The sequence below is a fragment of the Afipia sp. GW823-FHT06G09 genome (genome assembly GCF_058794875.1).
Window position 1 is genome coordinate 163,461 of record NZ_JBXAHF010000003.1, and the last position, 16,669, is coordinate 180,129.

The 16,669-nt window shown below is 62.2% G+C and carries 17 protein-coding genes and 1 tRNA gene; 11 read left to right on the top strand and 7 right to left on the bottom strand.

Features of this window, described 5'->3' with window-relative positions:
• The first annotated feature begins 43 nt into the window (after positions 1 to 43).
• Positions 44 to 736: a L,D-transpeptidase gene (locus AC1Q67_RS13195; RefSeq protein WP_024576100.1), complete on the top strand. Its 693-nt coding sequence runs from the start codon at positions 44 to 46 to the stop codon at positions 734 to 736.
• Between the two features lie 49 nt (positions 737 to 785).
• On the opposite strand, the gene AC1Q67_RS13200 is transcribed toward AC1Q67_RS13195, so the two are convergent.
• Positions 786 to 1,787, bottom strand: coding sequence for an extensin family protein (locus AC1Q67_RS13200; protein ID WP_492235860.1), 1,002 nt, complete (start codon positions 1,785 to 1,787; stop codon positions 786 to 788).
• A gap of 62 nt (positions 1,788 to 1,849) precedes the next feature.
• Between AC1Q67_RS13200 and AC1Q67_RS13205 the strand changes: the two genes are divergently transcribed.
• Positions 1,850 to 3,478, top strand: coding sequence for a fatty-acid--CoA ligase (locus tag AC1Q67_RS13205; protein WP_024576098.1), 1,629 nt, complete (start codon positions 1,850 to 1,852; stop codon positions 3,476 to 3,478).
• Positions 3,479 to 3,624: 146 nt separating this feature from the next.
• Positions 3,625 to 4,473: a DUF1499 domain-containing protein gene (locus AC1Q67_RS13210; protein WP_024576097.1), complete on the top strand. Its 849-nt coding sequence runs from the start codon at positions 3,625 to 3,627 to the stop codon at positions 4,471 to 4,473.
• Here AC1Q67_RS13210 and AC1Q67_RS13215 read toward each other — a convergent pair.
• The 4 genes from AC1Q67_RS13215 to AC1Q67_RS13230 all read right to left on the bottom strand — a co-directional run bounded on the left by AC1Q67_RS13215 (position 4,446) and on the right by AC1Q67_RS13230 (position 9,750).
• Complete coding sequence (locus tag AC1Q67_RS13215) at positions 4,446 to 5,375, bottom strand: MBL fold metallo-hydrolase (RefSeq protein ID WP_492235861.1); 930 nt, start codon at positions 5,373 to 5,375, stop codon at positions 4,446 to 4,448. The two genes, AC1Q67_RS13210 and AC1Q67_RS13215, sit on opposite strands and share 28 nt — an antisense overlap.
• Before the next feature lie 27 nt (positions 5,376 to 5,402).
• Positions 5,403 to 6,617 carry an acyl-CoA dehydrogenase gene (locus tag AC1Q67_RS13220; RefSeq protein ID WP_492235862.1) on the bottom strand — a complete coding sequence of 405 codons (1,215 nt, stop codon included), beginning with the start codon at positions 6,615 to 6,617 and terminating at the stop codon, positions 5,403 to 5,405.
• Positions 6,618 to 6,716: 99 nt separating this feature from the next.
• Positions 6,717 to 7,793, bottom strand: a complete 1,077-nt coding sequence (gene ribB / locus AC1Q67_RS13225) for a 3,4-dihydroxy-2-butanone-4-phosphate synthase (protein WP_492235863.1) — start codon at positions 7,791 to 7,793, stop codon at positions 6,717 to 6,719.
• A 229-nt stretch (positions 7,794 to 8,022) separates the two neighbouring features.
• Positions 8,023 to 9,750: a cation:proton antiporter gene (locus tag AC1Q67_RS13230; protein WP_492235864.1), complete on the bottom strand. Its 1,728-nt coding sequence runs from the start codon at positions 9,748 to 9,750 to the stop codon at positions 8,023 to 8,025.
• Positions 9,751 to 10,086: 336 nt separating this feature from the next.
• Between AC1Q67_RS13230 and AC1Q67_RS13235 the strand changes: the two genes are divergently transcribed.
• Entirely contained in the window at positions 10,087 to 10,533 is a 447-nt protein-coding gene (locus AC1Q67_RS13235; protein WP_024576092.1) for a DUF2147 domain-containing protein, read from the top strand.
• 72 nt (positions 10,534 to 10,605) lie between these two features.
• Here AC1Q67_RS13235 and AC1Q67_RS13240 read toward each other — a convergent pair.
• Positions 10,606 to 10,682: transfer RNA gene (locus AC1Q67_RS13240), tRNA-Pro, on the bottom strand.
• 96 nt (positions 10,683 to 10,778) lie between these two features.
• Between AC1Q67_RS13240 and AC1Q67_RS13245 the strand changes: the two genes are divergently transcribed.
• From AC1Q67_RS13245 to AC1Q67_RS13260, 4 genes are read left to right on the top strand one after another with little or no spacing between them, the layout of a single operon-like run.
• Positions 10,779 to 11,765 carry an L-threonylcarbamoyladenylate synthase gene (locus tag AC1Q67_RS13245; protein ID WP_492235865.1) on the top strand — a complete coding sequence of 329 codons (987 nt, stop codon included), beginning with the start codon at positions 10,779 to 10,781 and terminating at the stop codon, positions 11,763 to 11,765.
• Between the two features lie 28 nt (positions 11,766 to 11,793).
• Positions 11,794 to 13,221 (top strand): FAD-binding oxidoreductase, encoded by a 1,428-nt coding sequence (locus AC1Q67_RS13250; protein ID WP_492235866.1) that lies wholly within the window; start codon positions 11,794 to 11,796, stop codon positions 13,219 to 13,221.
• Positions 13,218 to 13,679, top strand: a complete 462-nt coding sequence (locus tag AC1Q67_RS13255; RefSeq protein WP_492235867.1) for a GNAT family acetyltransferase — start codon at positions 13,218 to 13,220, stop codon at positions 13,677 to 13,679. Before AC1Q67_RS13250 ends, AC1Q67_RS13255 begins: the two co-directional genes overlap by 4 nt.
• Positions 13,680 to 13,712: 33 nt before the next feature.
• Positions 13,713 to 14,318, top strand: a complete 606-nt coding sequence (locus AC1Q67_RS13260; RefSeq protein WP_492235868.1) for a GDP-mannose pyrophosphatase — start codon at positions 13,713 to 13,715, stop codon at positions 14,316 to 14,318.
• Positions 14,319 to 14,330: 12 nt separating this feature from the next.
• Here AC1Q67_RS13260 and AC1Q67_RS13265 read toward each other — a convergent pair whose 3' ends face one another.
• The gene (locus AC1Q67_RS13265; RefSeq protein WP_492235869.1) at positions 14,331 to 15,107 is read right to left on the bottom strand and encodes an SOS response-associated peptidase; all 777 of its coding nucleotides are present in this window, start codon (positions 15,105 to 15,107) and stop codon (positions 14,331 to 14,333) included.
• 121 nt (positions 15,108 to 15,228) lie between these two features.
• Between AC1Q67_RS13265 and AC1Q67_RS13270 the strand changes: the two genes are divergently transcribed.
• From AC1Q67_RS13270 to AC1Q67_RS13280, 3 genes are read left to right on the top strand one after another with little or no spacing between them, the layout of a single operon-like run.
• A complete protein-coding gene (locus AC1Q67_RS13270) occupies positions 15,229 to 15,738 on the top strand; it encodes a hypothetical protein (protein WP_492236454.1) in 510 nt (169 codons plus the stop codon).
• A 2-nt stretch (positions 15,739 to 15,740) separates the two neighbouring features.
• Entirely contained in the window at positions 15,741 to 16,169 is a 429-nt protein-coding gene (locus AC1Q67_RS13275) for an NUDIX hydrolase (RefSeq protein WP_492235870.1), read from the top strand.
• Between the two features lie 44 nt (positions 16,170 to 16,213).
• Positions 16,214 to 16,591: a TIGR02301 family protein gene (locus AC1Q67_RS13280; RefSeq protein ID WP_024576084.1), complete on the top strand. Its 378-nt coding sequence runs from the start codon at positions 16,214 to 16,216 to the stop codon at positions 16,589 to 16,591.
• Positions 16,592 to 16,669: the final 78 nt, after the last annotated feature.

The window sequence follows — 16,669 nt, forward strand, 5'->3', positions numbered from 1 at the left end:
TTGGTGTGAAGACACACCCCCGCGCCCATTTTGGAACTTCGGAATGTCCTCGCTCGGCTCAAAAATTATCGTTCTCCTCGCGGGTCTTTCGCTCGCCGGCTGCATGCAGGCGACATCGGCCACTTACGAGAAGTCTCCGGAGGCGAGCCTGAAGCCTCGCGACAAGGAGCTTCTGGCCAAGGCGCGATATGAGAAGGTGCCGGTTGCGGAGCCGTTCCGGCGTGCGATCGTCAACTATCATCGCAAGGAATCGCCGGGCTCCATCGTCGTGGATTCCGACAATCATTACCTCTATTACGTCCTCGATGGCGGCAAGGCGATCCGCTACGGCATCACCGTTGGCGAAGAAGCGCTCGCGTTCTCCGGCATCGCCCGCGTCGGCAACATGCAGGAATGGCCGAAGTGGACCCCGACCGCGGACATCCACAAGCGCATCGAGGGCTTGCCGCAGTCGGTGCCCGGCGGCCCGGACAATCCGCTCGGCGCCCGTGCGCTCTATCTCTATCAGGGTAACCGCGACACGCTGTTCCGCATTCACGGCACCAACCAGCCGGAATATATCGGCGCATCGATTTCGTCGGGCTGCATCCGCATGACCAACGAGGACGTGATCGACCTCTACAGCCGCGCCAAGCAGGGCACGGTGGTGGTGGTGCTCGATCCGAAGCAGGGTGACTCGCCCTACAATTCGAAGATGGCGCTGCAAGGCGCCGGCGGCGGAGCGGGTTCGTTCTAAGCCTCCCTGAATTAACCAGATCAAAAGCGCCGGTCAGTCCGGCGCTTTTTTATTGAGCGCCGCTCCGCCGGGACAACTTGCCACGCGGCTTCGCAGGCGCCGCCGGCTTGCCGTCATCGTCCTCTGAAGCGGCCTCCGGTGCGGCCTCGGATGGCATTCCAGATGCGGCCTTCTCTTCCGCAGTCGGACGCGGCGGAGCTTCCTCGGGCCGCTCAGCCGGCATCAATGGCGCGATGGCCGGCAGCGGATCATAGACGCCCCACTGGCACAGTTTGTAGTTGCCGCGCCGTTGGGCCAGATCGAGATGGATGTGGTCCTCGTGATACCAGTCCGAACCCGGCCCAAGCACTGTGGTAAAACGTGTGCAGACCGAGGCCAGCACCTTCTCACGAATGTCGCGTGACTCGGTGCGATCGGTCAGCGACAGCTTCCCGCCGTTTGCGAATGTCACGCCTCTGACGTCCAGCGCGTTGGCGAGTCCATGCTCCGAGAGCTTCGCGCCCCGGACACGGTTGCGGCCACGGCATTCGAAGGAATCGAAGTTGTCCAGCTCGCTGATGGTCGTACCCAGCTTCGCCGCCAACGGCACCATGTCGGTGCGAATCCAGTCCGCAACCGCGGCAGCCATCGTACAGCGCAGGATTGCCGCCGGCTTCAGCGCCACCCGCTGGGTCGGAGACACCACAATCGCCTCAAGGCGCACAAGATCTTCACCGCCGCATCCACCGGGGCCTTTGATGGCCGGAATCGAAGGCGCAATCGCGATATCTTCGGTCAGCGCCTTCCTGCAAGCCGACGGTTCAGGCGCCTTGGCCTCCGCGGGCTCTTGCGATGGCATCGTCTGACCGGCCGCGCCTCCCTCCGGCTCAACCGCGGAGGGCGCATCGGCAGGCCGCGGCCGCGGCAACGGCACATTGGCTCTTGCCTCCAGCGAAGCTGCGCAGGTAAGGACCACCGCCGACGCCAAAATAACGAGCAACGGCAGTAACCCGCCGGTGGCATGCCAGTCAGAAGGCCATTTGCGGGCCGCATGGTCCGCGCTAATGTTCATTCCAATCCCTTCGGGGAGCACAGATCACCGACAAAAAGAACGTCTTGAGGAGGGAATACCGAATGCTTGGATTGATGCAAAATTGGCCCCTGTTGTGTCATCGGATTATCGACCACGCAGCGGCGATTCACGGCAAGCAGGAAGTCGTGACGCGATCGGTCGAAGGGCCCATTCATCGCACCAATTATGCTGAAATTCGCGCGCGCGCCCTGAAAGTCGGCCAGCAGCTCGACAAGCACGGCATCAAGATCGGCGACCGCGTCGCCACCATCGCATGGAACACCTGGCGTCATCTCGAAGCATGGTACGGCATCATGGGCATCGGCGCCATTTGCCATACCGTCAATCCGCGGCTGTTCCCGGATCAGATCGTCTGGATCGTCAATCATGCGCAGGACCGCATCATGATGACCGATCTCACGTTCGTGCCGCTGCTGGAAAAAATCGCCGACCAGATGCCGTCCGTTGAACGCTACATCGTGTTCACCGACAAGGCTCACATGCCGCAGACCACGCTGAAGAACGTGATCTCCTATGAAGAGTGGATCGCCGAGGTCGATGGCAATTTCCAGTGGAAGGAGTTCGACGAGAACACCGCCGCCGCGATGTGCTACACCTCCGGCACCACCGGCGATCCGAAGGGCGTGCTGTACTCGCATCGCTCGAATGTCCTCCACGCGCTGATGGCCAACAACACCGACGCGCTCGGCACCCGCGCCAGCGACACCATGCTGCCGGTGGTGCCGCTGTTCCACGCCAACAGCTGGGGCATCGCGTTCTCCGCACCCACCATGGGCACCAAGCTGGTGATGCCGGGCGCCAAGCTCGACGGTGCGTCGGTCTATGAGCTGTTGTCCACCGAGAAGGTCACCTATACCGCCGGCGTGCCGACGGTGTGGCTGATGTTGCTGCAATACATGGCCGCCGAGAAGAAGACCCTGCCCGACCTCAAGGTCGTGATCTGCGGCGGATCGGCGATGCCGCGCTCCATGATCAAGGCATTCGTCGATATGGGATGCGAAGTCCGGCACGCCTGGGGCATGACCGAAATGAGCCCGATCGGCACGGTTGGCGCACTCAAGCCGCCGTTCGCGAATCTCACCGGCGAAGCGAGGCTCGATATCCTGCAGACACAGGGCTATCCGCCGTTCGCCGTGCAGATGAAGATCACCGACGATGCCGGCAAGGAACTGCCGTGGGACGGCAAGACTTTCGGCCGTCTCAAGGTGAGCGGACCGGCCGTCTCGAAGGCGTACTACCGCGTGGAGACGAATATTCTCGACGACAAGGGCTTCTTCGACACCGGCGACGTCGCGACCATCGACGCCGATGGCTATATGCGGATCACCGACCGCTCCAAGGATGTCATCAAGTCCGGCGGTGAATGGATCTCATCGATCGACCTCGAAAACCTCGCGGTCGGCCATCCGAAGGTGCTGGAGGCCGCGGTGATCGGCGTCCATCATCCGAAGTGGGACGAGCGTCCGCTCTTGATCGTGCAGCTCAAGCCGGATCAGAAGGCGAACCGCGAAGAGATCCTGCAATACATGGACGGCAAGATCGCCAAGTGGTGGATGCCGGATGACGTGCAGTTCGTGGACGCCATTCCGCATACCGCCACCGGCAAGATCCTGAAAACCGCGCTGCGCGACCAGTTCAAGGACTACTCGTTCCCGACCGCAGCGGCTTAAGGTCGTCGGTCCGGCCCAACAGAATGCCCGGCCTTGCGCCGGGCATTTTCGTGACCGGTTCCCAAACGCGCTTCCCACTACCCCTGAAAATGCGCTAGTTGACCGGCGCGCCCGTTCAGTCCGGCGCCAGAATGGACAATCAAGGCATGGCCCGCCGAATTGCTGCCGCATACCAGATGGAGCCGATCTCCGCCCTTGCGTCGTGGTCGCGACGCCTCGCGGTGTTTTCGCTGATCGCCTCCATCGTTGCGGTCGTTATCGTCAGGTTCGGCGTGCTCGACTTCAAGCCGGCGCTGACAACGCTCTTCGGTGCGCTCGCCTTCGCCGGTCTTTCGATTCTGGTTGGCCTCGCCGCCTTCGCAGCCATCTGGCAGAACGGTTCACGCGGCATGAGCCGCATCCTGCTGGCCTTCCTGATCGATGCGGCAATCCTCGCCTACCCCGCCTATCTCGCTTTCCAGTATCGCGCGCTGCCGGCAATTCACGACATCACCACCGACCCGATCGACCCGCCCCGGTTCGAGGCATTGGCCCGGCTGCGTGCAGGCGACGGGGCGAACCCCGCCGTCTACGCGGGTCTCTATTCAGCCGAACAGCAGCGCACCGCATATCCCGACGTCGAGCCGATCAACATCGATGTGCCGGCGCAGAAGGCCTATGAAATGGCCCTGCGTCTGGTGAACCGGCACAAGTGGCTCGTGATCGATGAACGTCCACCCTTGCCGCCCCAGCGGATCGGCCGCATCGAGGCGGTCGCGCGCACGCCGGTGATGGGTTTCCGCGAGGATGTTGCAATCCGCATCACGCCGGACGGCGACAGCGCCCGCGTCGATATGCGCTCATCGTCGCGCTATTTCGAGCACGACCTCGGCTCCAACGCGGCCCGCATCACCAAGTTCGCAGAGGAACTCAATGATGCGGTGGATAATGCTCAGCCGGTCAAGAAGCTGATCACTCCGGCCAAGCCTCAGGCCAAGGGCGCGACCAAGCGATAGGTGCCCTCGATGGTGGGATCGCCGTCGGTCGCCACTACATTGCGCGCGACCAGATCTTCAAGGTGCGCCAGCACCGAATAGCCCGCCGCACCCATCAGCCGTGGATCGATACCGATATAGCTCGCGCGCACGATGGTCGGAATATCCGCCTCACCCTTGGCCAGCCGATACAAAATCGACTCTTCACGCGCCTTGCGGTGGCGGATGAGGAATTTCACGAACCGCACGGCGTCGGGAATTTCCGGACCGTGCCCGGAAAAATAAAGCTGCTCGTCGCGACGGGTCAGCCGTTCGAGCGAGGCCATATAATCAACCATCGATCCGTCCGGCGGCGCGACGATGGACGTCGACCAGCCCATGACATGATCACCCACGAACATCAGCTTGCGCTCGGTCCATGCGAAAGCCATGTGGTTGGCGGTGTGTCCCGGCGTCGCGAGGGCCTCAAGCTGCCAGCCGTCCCCGGTGACGATCTCACCGTCCTTCAGGATCACGTCCGGACGGAAGCCGTAGTCCGCGCCGGATTCCGTCGGCGCAAGCTCGCTGCCGTGACGCGGACGCGAGGCGCGATGCGGCCCCTCAGCATAAACCGTCGCACCCGTCGCGGCCTTGAGACGCGGCGTGCCCGGCGAATGGTCCTTGTGGGTGTGGGTGAGAAAAATATGGGTCACGGTCTCGCCGCGCACCGCATCAAGCAGCGCCTGTATGTGGGCTTCGTCAGCGGGACCCGGATCGATGATGGCGACGTTGCCCCTGCCGACGATGTAGCTCACCGTTCCGGTGAACGTGAACGGGCTGGGATTGTTGCACAACACCCGCCGCACACCGGGAACGACTTCGTCCACGACGCCGGGCGCGAGAGGAAAATCCCGGTTGAACGGAATATCTTCGTTATCGCTCAAATTCATCCCTCACGCGATCAGGCGTTGTTACGAAAACGCCTGAATGCCGGTGATGGCGCGTCCGAGGATGAGGGCGTGGATGTCGTGGGTGCCCTCGTAGGTGTTGACGGTCTCGAGGTTCTGCGCGTGGCGCATCACGTGATATTCGCTCGAAATGCCGTTGCCGCCGTGCATGTCGCGGGCCACGCGGGCGATGTCGAGCGCCTTGCCGCAGTTGTTGCGCTTCATGATCGAGATCATCTCGGGCGCCATCTTGCCCTCGTCCATCAGGCGGCCGACCCGCAGCGAGCCCTGCAGGCCGAGCGCGATCTCGGTTTCCATGTCGGCGAGCTTCTTCTGCACGAGCTGCGTCGCCGCCAGCGGCCGGCCGAACTGCTTGCGGTCGAGCGTGTACTGCCGCGCACGCTGGAAGCAATCTTCGGCGGCACCCATCGCGCCCCACGAAATGCCGTAACGGGCGCGGTTGAGACAGCCGAACGGGCCTGCGAGGCCTGAGACGTTCGGCAGCAGCGCGCTTTCCGGAACCACGACGCCGTCCATCACGATCTCACCGGTGATCGAGGCGCGCAGCGACAGCTTGCCGCCGACCTTCGGCGCGGACAGGCCCTTCATGCCCTTCTCGAGAATGAAGCCGCGGACCTTGTTGTCATGCGCGGCGGACTTCGCCCAGACCACGAACACATCGGCGATCGGCGCGTTGGAAATCCACATCTTCGAACCGGTGAGGCGATAGCCGTCCGCCACCTTCTCGGCGCGGGTCTTCATGCCGTCGGGATCGGAACCGGCATCGGGCTCGGTGAGGCCGAAGCAGCCGACCCACTCGCCGGTGGCAAGCTTGGGCAGATACTTCTTGCGTTGGGTCTCGTCGCCGTAAGCATAGATAGGATACATCACCAGCGACGACTGCACGCTGTTCATCGACCGATAGCCGGAATCGACGCGCTCGATCTCGCGTGCGATCAAGCCGTAGGCGACGTAGCTGGCGTTGGCGCAGCCATACTCTTCCGGCAGCGTCACGCCGATCAGGCCGAGCTCACCCATCTCGTTGAAGATTTCGCGATCGGTCTTCTCTTCGGCATACGCCTGCGTGACGCGCGGCAGCAGCTTGTCCTGGGCGTAAGCGCGCGCCGTGTCGCGGATCATCCGCTCGTCCTCGGTCAACTGCTCGTCGAGCAGGAACGGATCGTCCCACTGGAATGTCGCCTTGGCTGGCTTGTCCTTGGTCTGCGGGCGGGCACTCATGACAAAATCCTTTCAGCTTCAGTCTGCTGCTGTGAAATCACGATAAATCGTCGGCGTCAGGTTGCAAGCTCAAAACCTGTTCCCAGGCATGATGCGCATCTAGCCTTCAAACGGCTCATTGGCGATGATTTCGATGCCGAAGCCGGAGAGGCCTTTGTAATCGTGAGCCGATGACGTGAGATGCCGGATCGATGTCACGCCGAGATCGCGCAAAATCTGCGCGCCGACACCGACCTCACGCCATTGCCGATGACGGTCTGCTTCCGCCGAACTGTCTTCGGCAATCGGAGCAACGGGCACACCCGCAGCGCCATCGCGCAGATAGACCAGCACGCCGCTGCCGTTCTTCTTGAAGTGCTCGAGCGCGGCGTGAATCCGGCCCGATCCAAAGAATATATCCTTGGTGATGTTCGGCTTGTGAAAGCGCGTCAGCACATTCCGACCGTTGCCAACGCCCTTGTAGACGAAGGCGACATGATGGATCGGATCGAACGGCGAACGATAGGCATAGCCGTCCAACTGCCCGATCGGGCTGTCGACGGTGAAGGTCGAGACCCGCTCGATCAGCTTCTCACGCGCCTGCCGGTACGAGATCATGTCAGCGATGGTGACATGCTTGAGGTTGTGCTTTGCCGCGAACTGCACGACCTGCTCGCCCTTCATCACCGTGCCGTCGTCATTCATCAGCTCGCTGATGACACCGACCGGCGGCAGATCGCACAGCTTGCAAAGATCGACCGCCGCTTCGGTATGACCGGAGCGCAGCAGGACACCGCCATCGCGCGCGATCAGCGGGAAGATGTGGCCAGGGCGCGCGAAGTCGCTGGCGCCCGCATTGGGATTGGCGAGGGCCCGGCAGCACACGGTGCGTTCTTCGGCCGAAATGCCGGTGGTCATGCCGGGCTTGTAGTCGATCGAGACCGTGAAGGCGGTCGTGTGATTGGAGTCGTTATGCGCGACCATCGGATCGAGGCGAAGGCGACGCGCATTGTCAGCGGTGATCGGGGCGCAGACGATGCCCGAGGTGTGGCGGATGATGAAGGCCATCTTCTCCGCCGTGCAAAGCGTGGCGGCGACGATCAGGTCGCCCTCGCCTTCACGGTCATCGTCGTCGGTCACCACGACGATTTCACCGGCGGCGAACGCCTTCAAAACTTCCGGAATAGGATGGGCCATAACGCGCTCTTGCTCTCGAAAAAGGGTGCAGATCGTATGGCGCAGGGCGCGGGCCCGCGCAACAGTCCCGTCCACATAGCCGTCATCCACCGGCCCTTGGCTGCCTGAAACGACAGATATGTCCCTGCCAACTCCGGGCAAGGGCCCCATTTCTCACACAGGGAGCGAATTTCGCAGTTTTAAACGAGGAAAGCTTCCGCATGGCGGAATGCGTCCGTCGAACGGCGCCTCAGGGCAGAACTTCGCGCCGCTCGCTTAAAAGGCCGTCCATCTCGGCGCGCTTCTCTTCGAGGAGGCCTTGATCGGCGGCGTCGATCACCTTGTAGAGTTCCGCGGCATCGGTGATACGGGTCACGGTCACATAGTCCGCACCGGCGGCATAAATATCCGGCACATCGGCCAGCAGGTCGGCGGTCGAGATGATCTTTGCGTCCGGATTCATCGACCGCACATGGCGGACCAGCTTCTCGTTGTTGGCGCCCTTCAGCAGGGAATCCGGCACGCTGAGAATAATGATCTCGGCCTTGCCGACCCCGGCATGCAGCAGGGTGTCGATGTTGCTGATGTCGCCATAAATGACGTGAATGCCGCGCGCAGTCAGCGTGCGAAACACATTCGGATTGAAGTCCACCACACTGATCTGGTCGAGCAGAGACTTGTTCTGGCGCTCGATCTCGCTGACCAGCGCGCTCGCCGCACGAAAGAAGCCAAGAATGACAATGCGCCGCGCCGCGCCGTGGCCTCCTGCGTGTTCGCCGTCGGCGTTCTGGGTCTGATCGAGATCGCGAAATCCGATGCGCTTGAGCGCACCGATGGCCCATCGGGTGATCGGGTCGCTGCGCATGATCACAAAGGTTGAGAGAACCGCAAGGATCACGAATGCGAACGACGCCGCGCTGGATGTCTCTGCTGTGATATGCCCCGCCACGATTCCGGTCTGAATCACCACGAGCGAGAATTCGCTGATCTGCGCAAGGTTAAGCGCGGGCAGCAAGCTGGCGCGCAGTCCCTGCTTCATGAAGTAAAGCGGCAGGAACGTCGTGACGATACGACTCACCACCGTGAATACCGCGATGATCAGCGCCAGCGAGATGGTCGATGAATTCGGAATGGGAATCGTCATCCCGAGCGCCACAAAGAACAGCGTGATGAAGAAGTCCCGCAGCGTGGTAACTTTCGCCGTGACGTCGAGCGCGTAAGGGAAGGTCGAGAGCGACACACCGGCCACCAGCGATCCCATCTCGCGCGACAGATGAAGGCGCTCGGCGACTTCGCCGATCAGAAAACACCATGCCAGCGCGCCAAGCATGACGAGTTCCGGGCTGCGCGCGATCTGGTGAAAAATCTTCGGCAGGACGAACCGGCTGAGAACCATCGCCGTCGCAACCAGCAATCCGACCCGGCCGATCGACATCAGAACGATGCTGATCTGCAGGTCGCCAAGGCTGGGCTGCACTGCGAGAAACAGAATCGCAAAAATGTCCTGTAGGACCAGGACGCCGAGCGTGATCCGCCCCGGCAGCGTATCGAGTTCGCGTTTCTCATAGAGCACCTTGACGATGATGACGGTGCTCGACAGCGCACAGGCCACCGTCAGATAAAGCGCGTCGAACTTGCCGCCCCCCAGCGACATGCCGATGGCGACGAAGAATGCCGCCCCAAGCAGACAGGCGCCGACCAGTTGTCCGCCGGCAGCGAACAGGATGACACGGCCGGCCCGGATGATCTTCTTCAGGTCGATTTCCAGCCCGATCATGAACAGCATGAAGATCAGGCCGAGTTCGGAGATCGTGCTGATCGATTCCTGCGATTTGACCCAGCCCACGCCGTAGGGACCGATCACGAAACCGGCGACCAGATAGGCAAGAATCAGGGGCTGGCGGAAAAAATGCGCGCCAAGCCCCAGCACCCAGGCAAACAGGATCGAAAAGGTAATATCGCGAATAAGTTCGTGCATGCCCTCGGCCGGCTGGCAGCAATCAATAAAGGCTGAATCACCTTGTGTATAAGGGCCTGAATAACGTCATGAAAGCAATATCCGAGGCGCGATTTACGCAGCCCCGGACGCATCAATGACGACAGTTCGCCCCAGCCGCCTCATGCCATGCCGCCGCGGAGCGATCACACGCAAGCAGAAACATAGCGTCGCCTCTGTCGGAATCACACGGATGGTGTCCGTGATGTGACAATCGCTAAAAACACGCAGACCAGACCGGTCCCTCGGCTTGAATAACGGATCGGCCTGTATAGGTTCGTCCGGGCGCCGGGGGCTTCGGAGCAGTACAGGTTGGTCATGAATTCGAAATTGAATTTGATTTTGGCGCTGGTCTTTTTATTGAGCGGCTGGAACGCAGCGCAGGCAAACGACGAAGGATCGCCCACCGGCACCTGGCTGACCGAGAAGGGTGACGCCCGAATTCAGGTCTCCCAATGTGGAAGCTCCCTCTGTGGAAAGGTCGTCTGGCTGCGCGAGGCAATTGATCCCGCCACAGGCCGGCCGCAGACCGACTCGAAAAACCCGAACGCCTCCCTCGCCACCCGGCCGATGATCGGTGTCCAGTTGTTTATCGGAATGAATCCTTCCGGCCCCGGCCGCTGGGCTGGCCGCATCTACAACGCCGACGACGGCGGGGTGTATGACAGCAAGATCGCCTGGATGGGCCCCAACACGCTCCGTGTCGAAGGCTGCCTCGGCGCGATTTGCGGCGGCGAAAATTGGACCAAGGTCGGCGGACGCTGATAGCAGCGTCAGTCGCCGCCCGAGAATTTGGCGGCCCAAACACGGAAAATATGTTTTATTTTCAGGGAGTTATGGTCGGAGTGGCAGGATTTGAACCTGCGACCCCTGCGTCCCGAACGCAGTGCTCTACCGGGCTGAGCCACACTCCGACATGGGCGCCGGTATAGCGTCGGCTCTCGCGAACCGCAAGAAGCTGTATAAGGATCAAATCCCTCAAAAAACGCCACGATGGCGCGGCTCTTGTGATGAAACTTGGTTTGAACACGGCAATTGTCCCCGCCGCCGGTGCAGCGGATACCGCTGCACGCTGCCTCGAAGGCGGCGGACTTGTCGCGTTTCCGACCGAGACGGTCTATGGGCTAGGCGCGGACGCCACCAATGCCCGCGCTGTGGCCCGGCTTTACGAGGCGAAGGGACGCCCGTCGTTCAATCCGCTCATCGCCCATGTCAACGATCTGCAAGCCGCAAAGCGGATCGCGCGTTTCGATAACAGGAGTCTACGCCTTGCAGAGGCGTTCTGGCCGGGACCGCTGACGCTGGTGCTGCCGAAAGCTCCGGGATGCCCGGTGTCCGATCTTGCCACCGCCGGACTCGAGACGGTTGCCGTTCGCGTTCCGGCACATCCGGTGGCGCATGAAATTTTACAGGCTTTCGGCAAGCCTATTGTCGCGCCGTCAGCCAATATCTCGGGGCATGTCTCGCCGACTACGGCAGAACACGTCTTGGGCGATCTTTCCGGCCGTATCGATCTCATTATCGACGGTGGACCGGTGTTGGTCGGCGTCGAATCCACCATTGTCGGCTGTTTTGAGACGCCGCTGCTGCTTCGGCCGGGCGGGCTTCCCCGCGAGGACATCGAGCGCGTGCTGGGCGAGAAACTTGCCCGGATGCCGGAGGACAACGGAGTTGCCGAAGCCCTTCCGCTGGCGCCGGGCATGCTGGCCTCGCACTATGCCCCTCGCACCCCGGTCCGGCTCGATGCGCACCGGCTGGAAGCTGGAGAAGCACTGCTGGCATTCGGGCCCAGCGCAATCCCCGGCTCTGAGCGGGCCAGCGTCATGAATTTGTCGGAAGCCGGCGATCTGGTGGAAGCTGCCGCGAATCTTTTCAGTTATCTTCGCGAACTCGACGCGCGCGGCTCCCGCGCCATCGCGGTGATGGCGATTCCGAATGAGGGTCTCGGCGAAGCCATCAACGATCGCCTGCAGCGCGCGGCCGTTCCGCGAAGCTGATTGGGAAGAACAACAAAGAAGAACAAAGATGAATATCGTGCAGCCACCGCCCACCGTTCTGTCGCCCGAATTGCTGGCGCGCTTTGCCGCGATCGTCGGCGAAAAATACGCGGTGACCGATCCGCACGACGCCGCTCCGTATCTCACGGAAGAGCGCGGCCTGTTTCAGGGACATTCGCCGCTGGTTCTGCGGCCGGGCTCGACCGCGGAAGTCTCTGCGATCTGCAAGCTCGCCACCGAAACCAGAACGGCACTGGTGCCGCAGGGCGGCAACACCGGCCTCGTCGGCGGCCAGACGCCGCACAATGGCGAAGTGGTGGTCTCGACGCGGCGTCTAGACAAGATCCGCGCCGTCGATACGCAATCCAACGCGATGACCGTCGAGGCTGGCGTGATCCTCGCGAATGCACAGCAGCGCGCGACCGATGCCGACCGGCTGTTTCCGCTCTCGCTCGGCGCGGAAGGAAGCTGCACCATCGGCGGCAACCTTTCCACCAACGCCGGTGGCATCGCCGCGCTGGCTTACGGCGTCGCCCGCGATCTCGTGCTCGGGCTCGAAGTCGTTCTCGCGGACGGGCGCATCATGCATGGCCTGTCGAGCCTGAAGAAAGACAACACGGGCTACGATCTGCGTGATCTCTTCATTGGTGCAGAGGGCACGCTCGGCATTATCACCGCTGCGACGCTGAAGATGTTTCCGAAGCCGCGTTCCGTCGAGACCGCGTTCGCTGCCATTGTCTCGCCGGAAGATGCGCTCACGCTGCTCGACATATCCCGCAGCATCGCCGCCGGAAGCCTGACCAGCTTCGAACTGATCCCGCAGATCGCCATCGACTTCGTGGTCAAGCACGGCCCTTCGATCCGCGCGCCGCTGTCCGGCCGTCACCCATGGTACGTACTGATGGAAATCTCCTCGCCGCGCGACGACGCCCGCGACACCATCGAGGCGATCCTCGGCAAGGGCATGGAGGACGGCATCGTCAACGACGCGGTGATCGCCGCGAACTTGGATCAGCGCAACGCGTTCTGGAAACTGCGCGAGGTCATTTCGCCGGCGCAGAAGCCCGAAGGCGGCTCGATCAAGCACGACATCTCCGTCCCCGTCGCCGCCGTGCCGGAATTTCTGCGCGAAGCCGACGCCGCCGTGACCCAACTCATTCCCGGCGCCCGCCCGTTTGCGTTCGGTCATCTTGGCGACGGCAATATCCATTACAATGTGAGCCAGCCGATTGGGGCCGACATGGCGGAATATCTCGCGCGCTGGCACGACATGAACGATGCGGTGCATGCGGTCGTTGCAAAGCACGGCGGATCGATTTCCGCCGAGCATGGCATCGGTGTGCTGAAGCGCGATGAGCTGCCGCATGTCAAAGATCCCGTTGCGCTCGACATCATGCGGTCGATCAAACATCTGCTCGATCCATTGAACATCATGAACCCCGGCAAGGTGCTGTGACGGAATCATCGGCCGCGCCAAAGAGCAGCTTCGCGGTCACCCCCGCAGAGGACGCAGATATCCCTGCGATTGTCGCGTTGTGGGAGCGGTGCGAACTGACGCGGCCGTGGAACGAACCCCAAGCCGATCTCGACCGCGCGCGCAAGAAACCCAATTCGGACGTTCTTGTCGGCCGCGACGGAAACACTATCGCCGCCACTGTGATGGTCGGGCACGACGGGCATCGCGGCTGGGTTTATTATGTCGCTGTGGACCCTGATCAACGCGAAAAAGGATACGGCCGCGCGATCATGACGGCAGCCGAGGACTGGCTCCGCGATCGCGGGATCGAGAAACTCCAGTTGCTGGTCCGTGCAGACAACACACGCGTCCAGGCGTTCTACGAAACGCTCGACTATGAAGAGCAGGAGCGTGTCATCTACGCAAAGTGGCTTGATGGCCGCCCGATGACGCCGTGATCACGATTTTCGACAAGAATTAAGGGCAACTGTATGAGCGTGAGCGACCGCATTCGCATCAAGGACATCCGCCTGCTCTCAGACAACAAGTACAAGTTGCGATCAACGACCTTCGACTGGCGGCGCTCCAGCGGCGAATGGCAGACACAGCACCGGGAAACCTTCGATCGCGGCGACGGAGTGACGATCCTTCCCTACAATCTGGCGCAGCAAACCGTGATCCTGATCCGTCAGTTCCGCTATCCCACCTATGCCAATGGATATGACGGCCTGCTGGTCGAAGCACCGGCCGGTTCGCTCGACAATGCCGAGCCTGAAGCGCGCATCCGGTCCGAAGCGGAGGAGGAAATCGGCTATCGTCTTGGCCCGATCCGGAAGATCTTCGAGGCCTTCACAAGTCCGGGCGCGGTCACTGAAAAACTTCACTTCTTCATCGCCGAGTATCGGTCCGACATGAAGGTCGGAAACGGCGGCGGCCTTGCCCACGAAGGCGAAGACATCGAGACGCTGGAATTGCCGATCGCCCAGGCACTCGCCATGATCGCGGATGGCCGCATCGTCGACGCCAAGACGATCATGCTGCTGCAATACGCGGCCCTGAACATTTTCCCAGACGTGACAGCCGCGAAACAGCCCTAGAACAGCGAGCCTCTAGAACAAGGAGCCCTGCCCGTTATCTTCTTCGGGTGCGGAGATCTTGAGCTTTCTTTGCGATTCCTTGGGTTGCTTGCGGGCCGCGGCCTCGGCGATGGCAATGTCCTCGTCGCTGCACGGCAGGATCAGGTCCGGGCTGTCATTGGCGACGCGGTTCACCGCGGGTGAGACCTCGTGCCAGACGAACGTCCCGGCCCGCGGCGCGACCAGCAACTCCAGCGCGGGCTCGAGATCGAGTTCATCGCCTCCAAGCCAGCGATCGAAATCCCGCGGATCAATCGACACCGGGACGCGATCGTGCAGCACCGCCATCTCCGGGGTCGCCGCCGCCGTGACGATGGCCACAGTGTCGACTTCCTCGCCGTTCGGTCCCATCCAGGTTTCCGCAACTCCGGCAAAACCGATCGGTTCGCCGTCGCGCCGGCGGATAAGATGCGGCTGCTTGCGCGTAGGCGACGTTTTCCACTCGTAGTATCCATCCGCCGGAAGTATGCACCGCCGCAGCCGGATGGCGTTGCGGAACGAGGGCTTTTCGAGAACGGTTTCGGCGCGCGCATTGATGACGAGGGCGAACGTGCGCGGGTCCTTGGCCCATGACGGCAGAAAGCCCCACCGCATCAGCCGGAACTGGCGGACGCCGTTTTCAAGGATCACCACCGGCACCGGCTGGGTCGGAGCAACGTTATACCGGGGTGGAAAATTCGGCTGTTCGCGGTAGCCGAACAGCCGGCGCAGCGCCTCGGGAGATGATGTAATCAGGTATCGCCCGCACATAAAAAGACTCGGAAATGAAGCCGTGGCGGTGGAAAATGACATATAAGCGAAACTTGTTCAGCCACCTTTAACCTGCGGTGCCCAAACATCCAGCACGATGTCGCATTCCGCCCTCCACGCCATGTCCCCCGCTGACGACGAGTGCGGCCCTTCAGACGCCCAGTTGGCCGATGACATGGCCGCCCGCGCCCAGCTGCTGCGCGACGCCAACATCAATCCCCGCACAGGCCTTGCCACCGATTACCTGAATCATTTCAACGAAGCGATCATGCTGCTCGAAATGATCCCCGATATTCCCGAGTGCTTCGAGGACTTCCTCGGCTGGCAGCCGATGAGCTATCGCGAGCATTTCGCGGCCTCCAACTTCAAGGCCCGCGACCTTGCCATCAGCGCCTATGATTCCAGCGATCCCGCGGTCCGTGCCGAATTCGACAACATCACCTCCACCATGACCTCGATCCTGACCACGGTTGGAGACGCCATGCGCCAGGTGCGACATACCGAAACCCGCACCATCCTGGCCGAACAGGCCGCGGGCTGGGTCAAGCCGCTCGTCACCCTGGCAGGCTCCATGATCAACGGCAGCAGCAGCAGCGATGCCGACGACATCGACCAGATCATGAACCGCTGACCATGACCGGCTTTTCCCATACCGGCCCCCGGCTCGCGGTTAGCGCCGGCATTTTTCGCGACGGCAAGATCCTGCTGGTCCGCCGCGCCCGCGAACCGGCCAAGGGCGTCTACACCTTTCCCGGCGGCCGGGTCGAATTCGGTGAAAGCCTGCATGAGGCGCTGGCCCGGGAGGTCCGGGAGGAAACCGGCCTCGAGATCGAGATCGTGGGCCTTGTCGGCTACCGCGAGGCGCTGCCGCCCCGCACCGGCGGCCATGGCCATTTCGTCATCCTGCCGTTCGCCGCCCGCTGGGTCGCCAATGACGTCGCGCTCAACGACGAACTGGACGACGCCCGCTGGCTCTCGCCCCAGAGTGCCGTGGACGGCCTGCCGGTCACCCATGGGCTGAACGACACGATCCGGGCGGCGGCGGCCATGATGGGGCTTTAGCTCTGCCTTGCTTCCGGCCCGTTGAACGGGCATATGCGGCCCTCATGCTGAAGCGGATTTTCGCAGTTTTCCTGATGGCGGCACTGGCCGGGCCGGTTCCGGTCCGGGCCCAGGACGCGGCTGCGCCGTTCGACGGCGATCTCCAGCGGCTGGCCGAAATCCTCGGCACCCTGCATTACCTGCGGGGGATCTGCGGCACCAATGAAGGCCAGAAATGGCGCGCCGAAATGCAGGCGCTGGTCGATGCCGAGACACCTTCAGGCGACCGCCGCAGCCGGATGATCGCAAGCTTCAACCGCGGCTATAACGGGTTCCAGCAGACCTACCGTTCCTGCACCCCCGCCGCGAATGTCGCCATCCGCCGCTACCTCGAAGAAGGCTCGAAAATCTCCCGGGACCTGACGGCGCGTTACGCCAACTAAATTTCCGGTGGACAGTCTGCCGCAGCTCGAAGGGGAATGCCGGAAATAACGCGATAACTTGAATTCGCGCCGTTAACC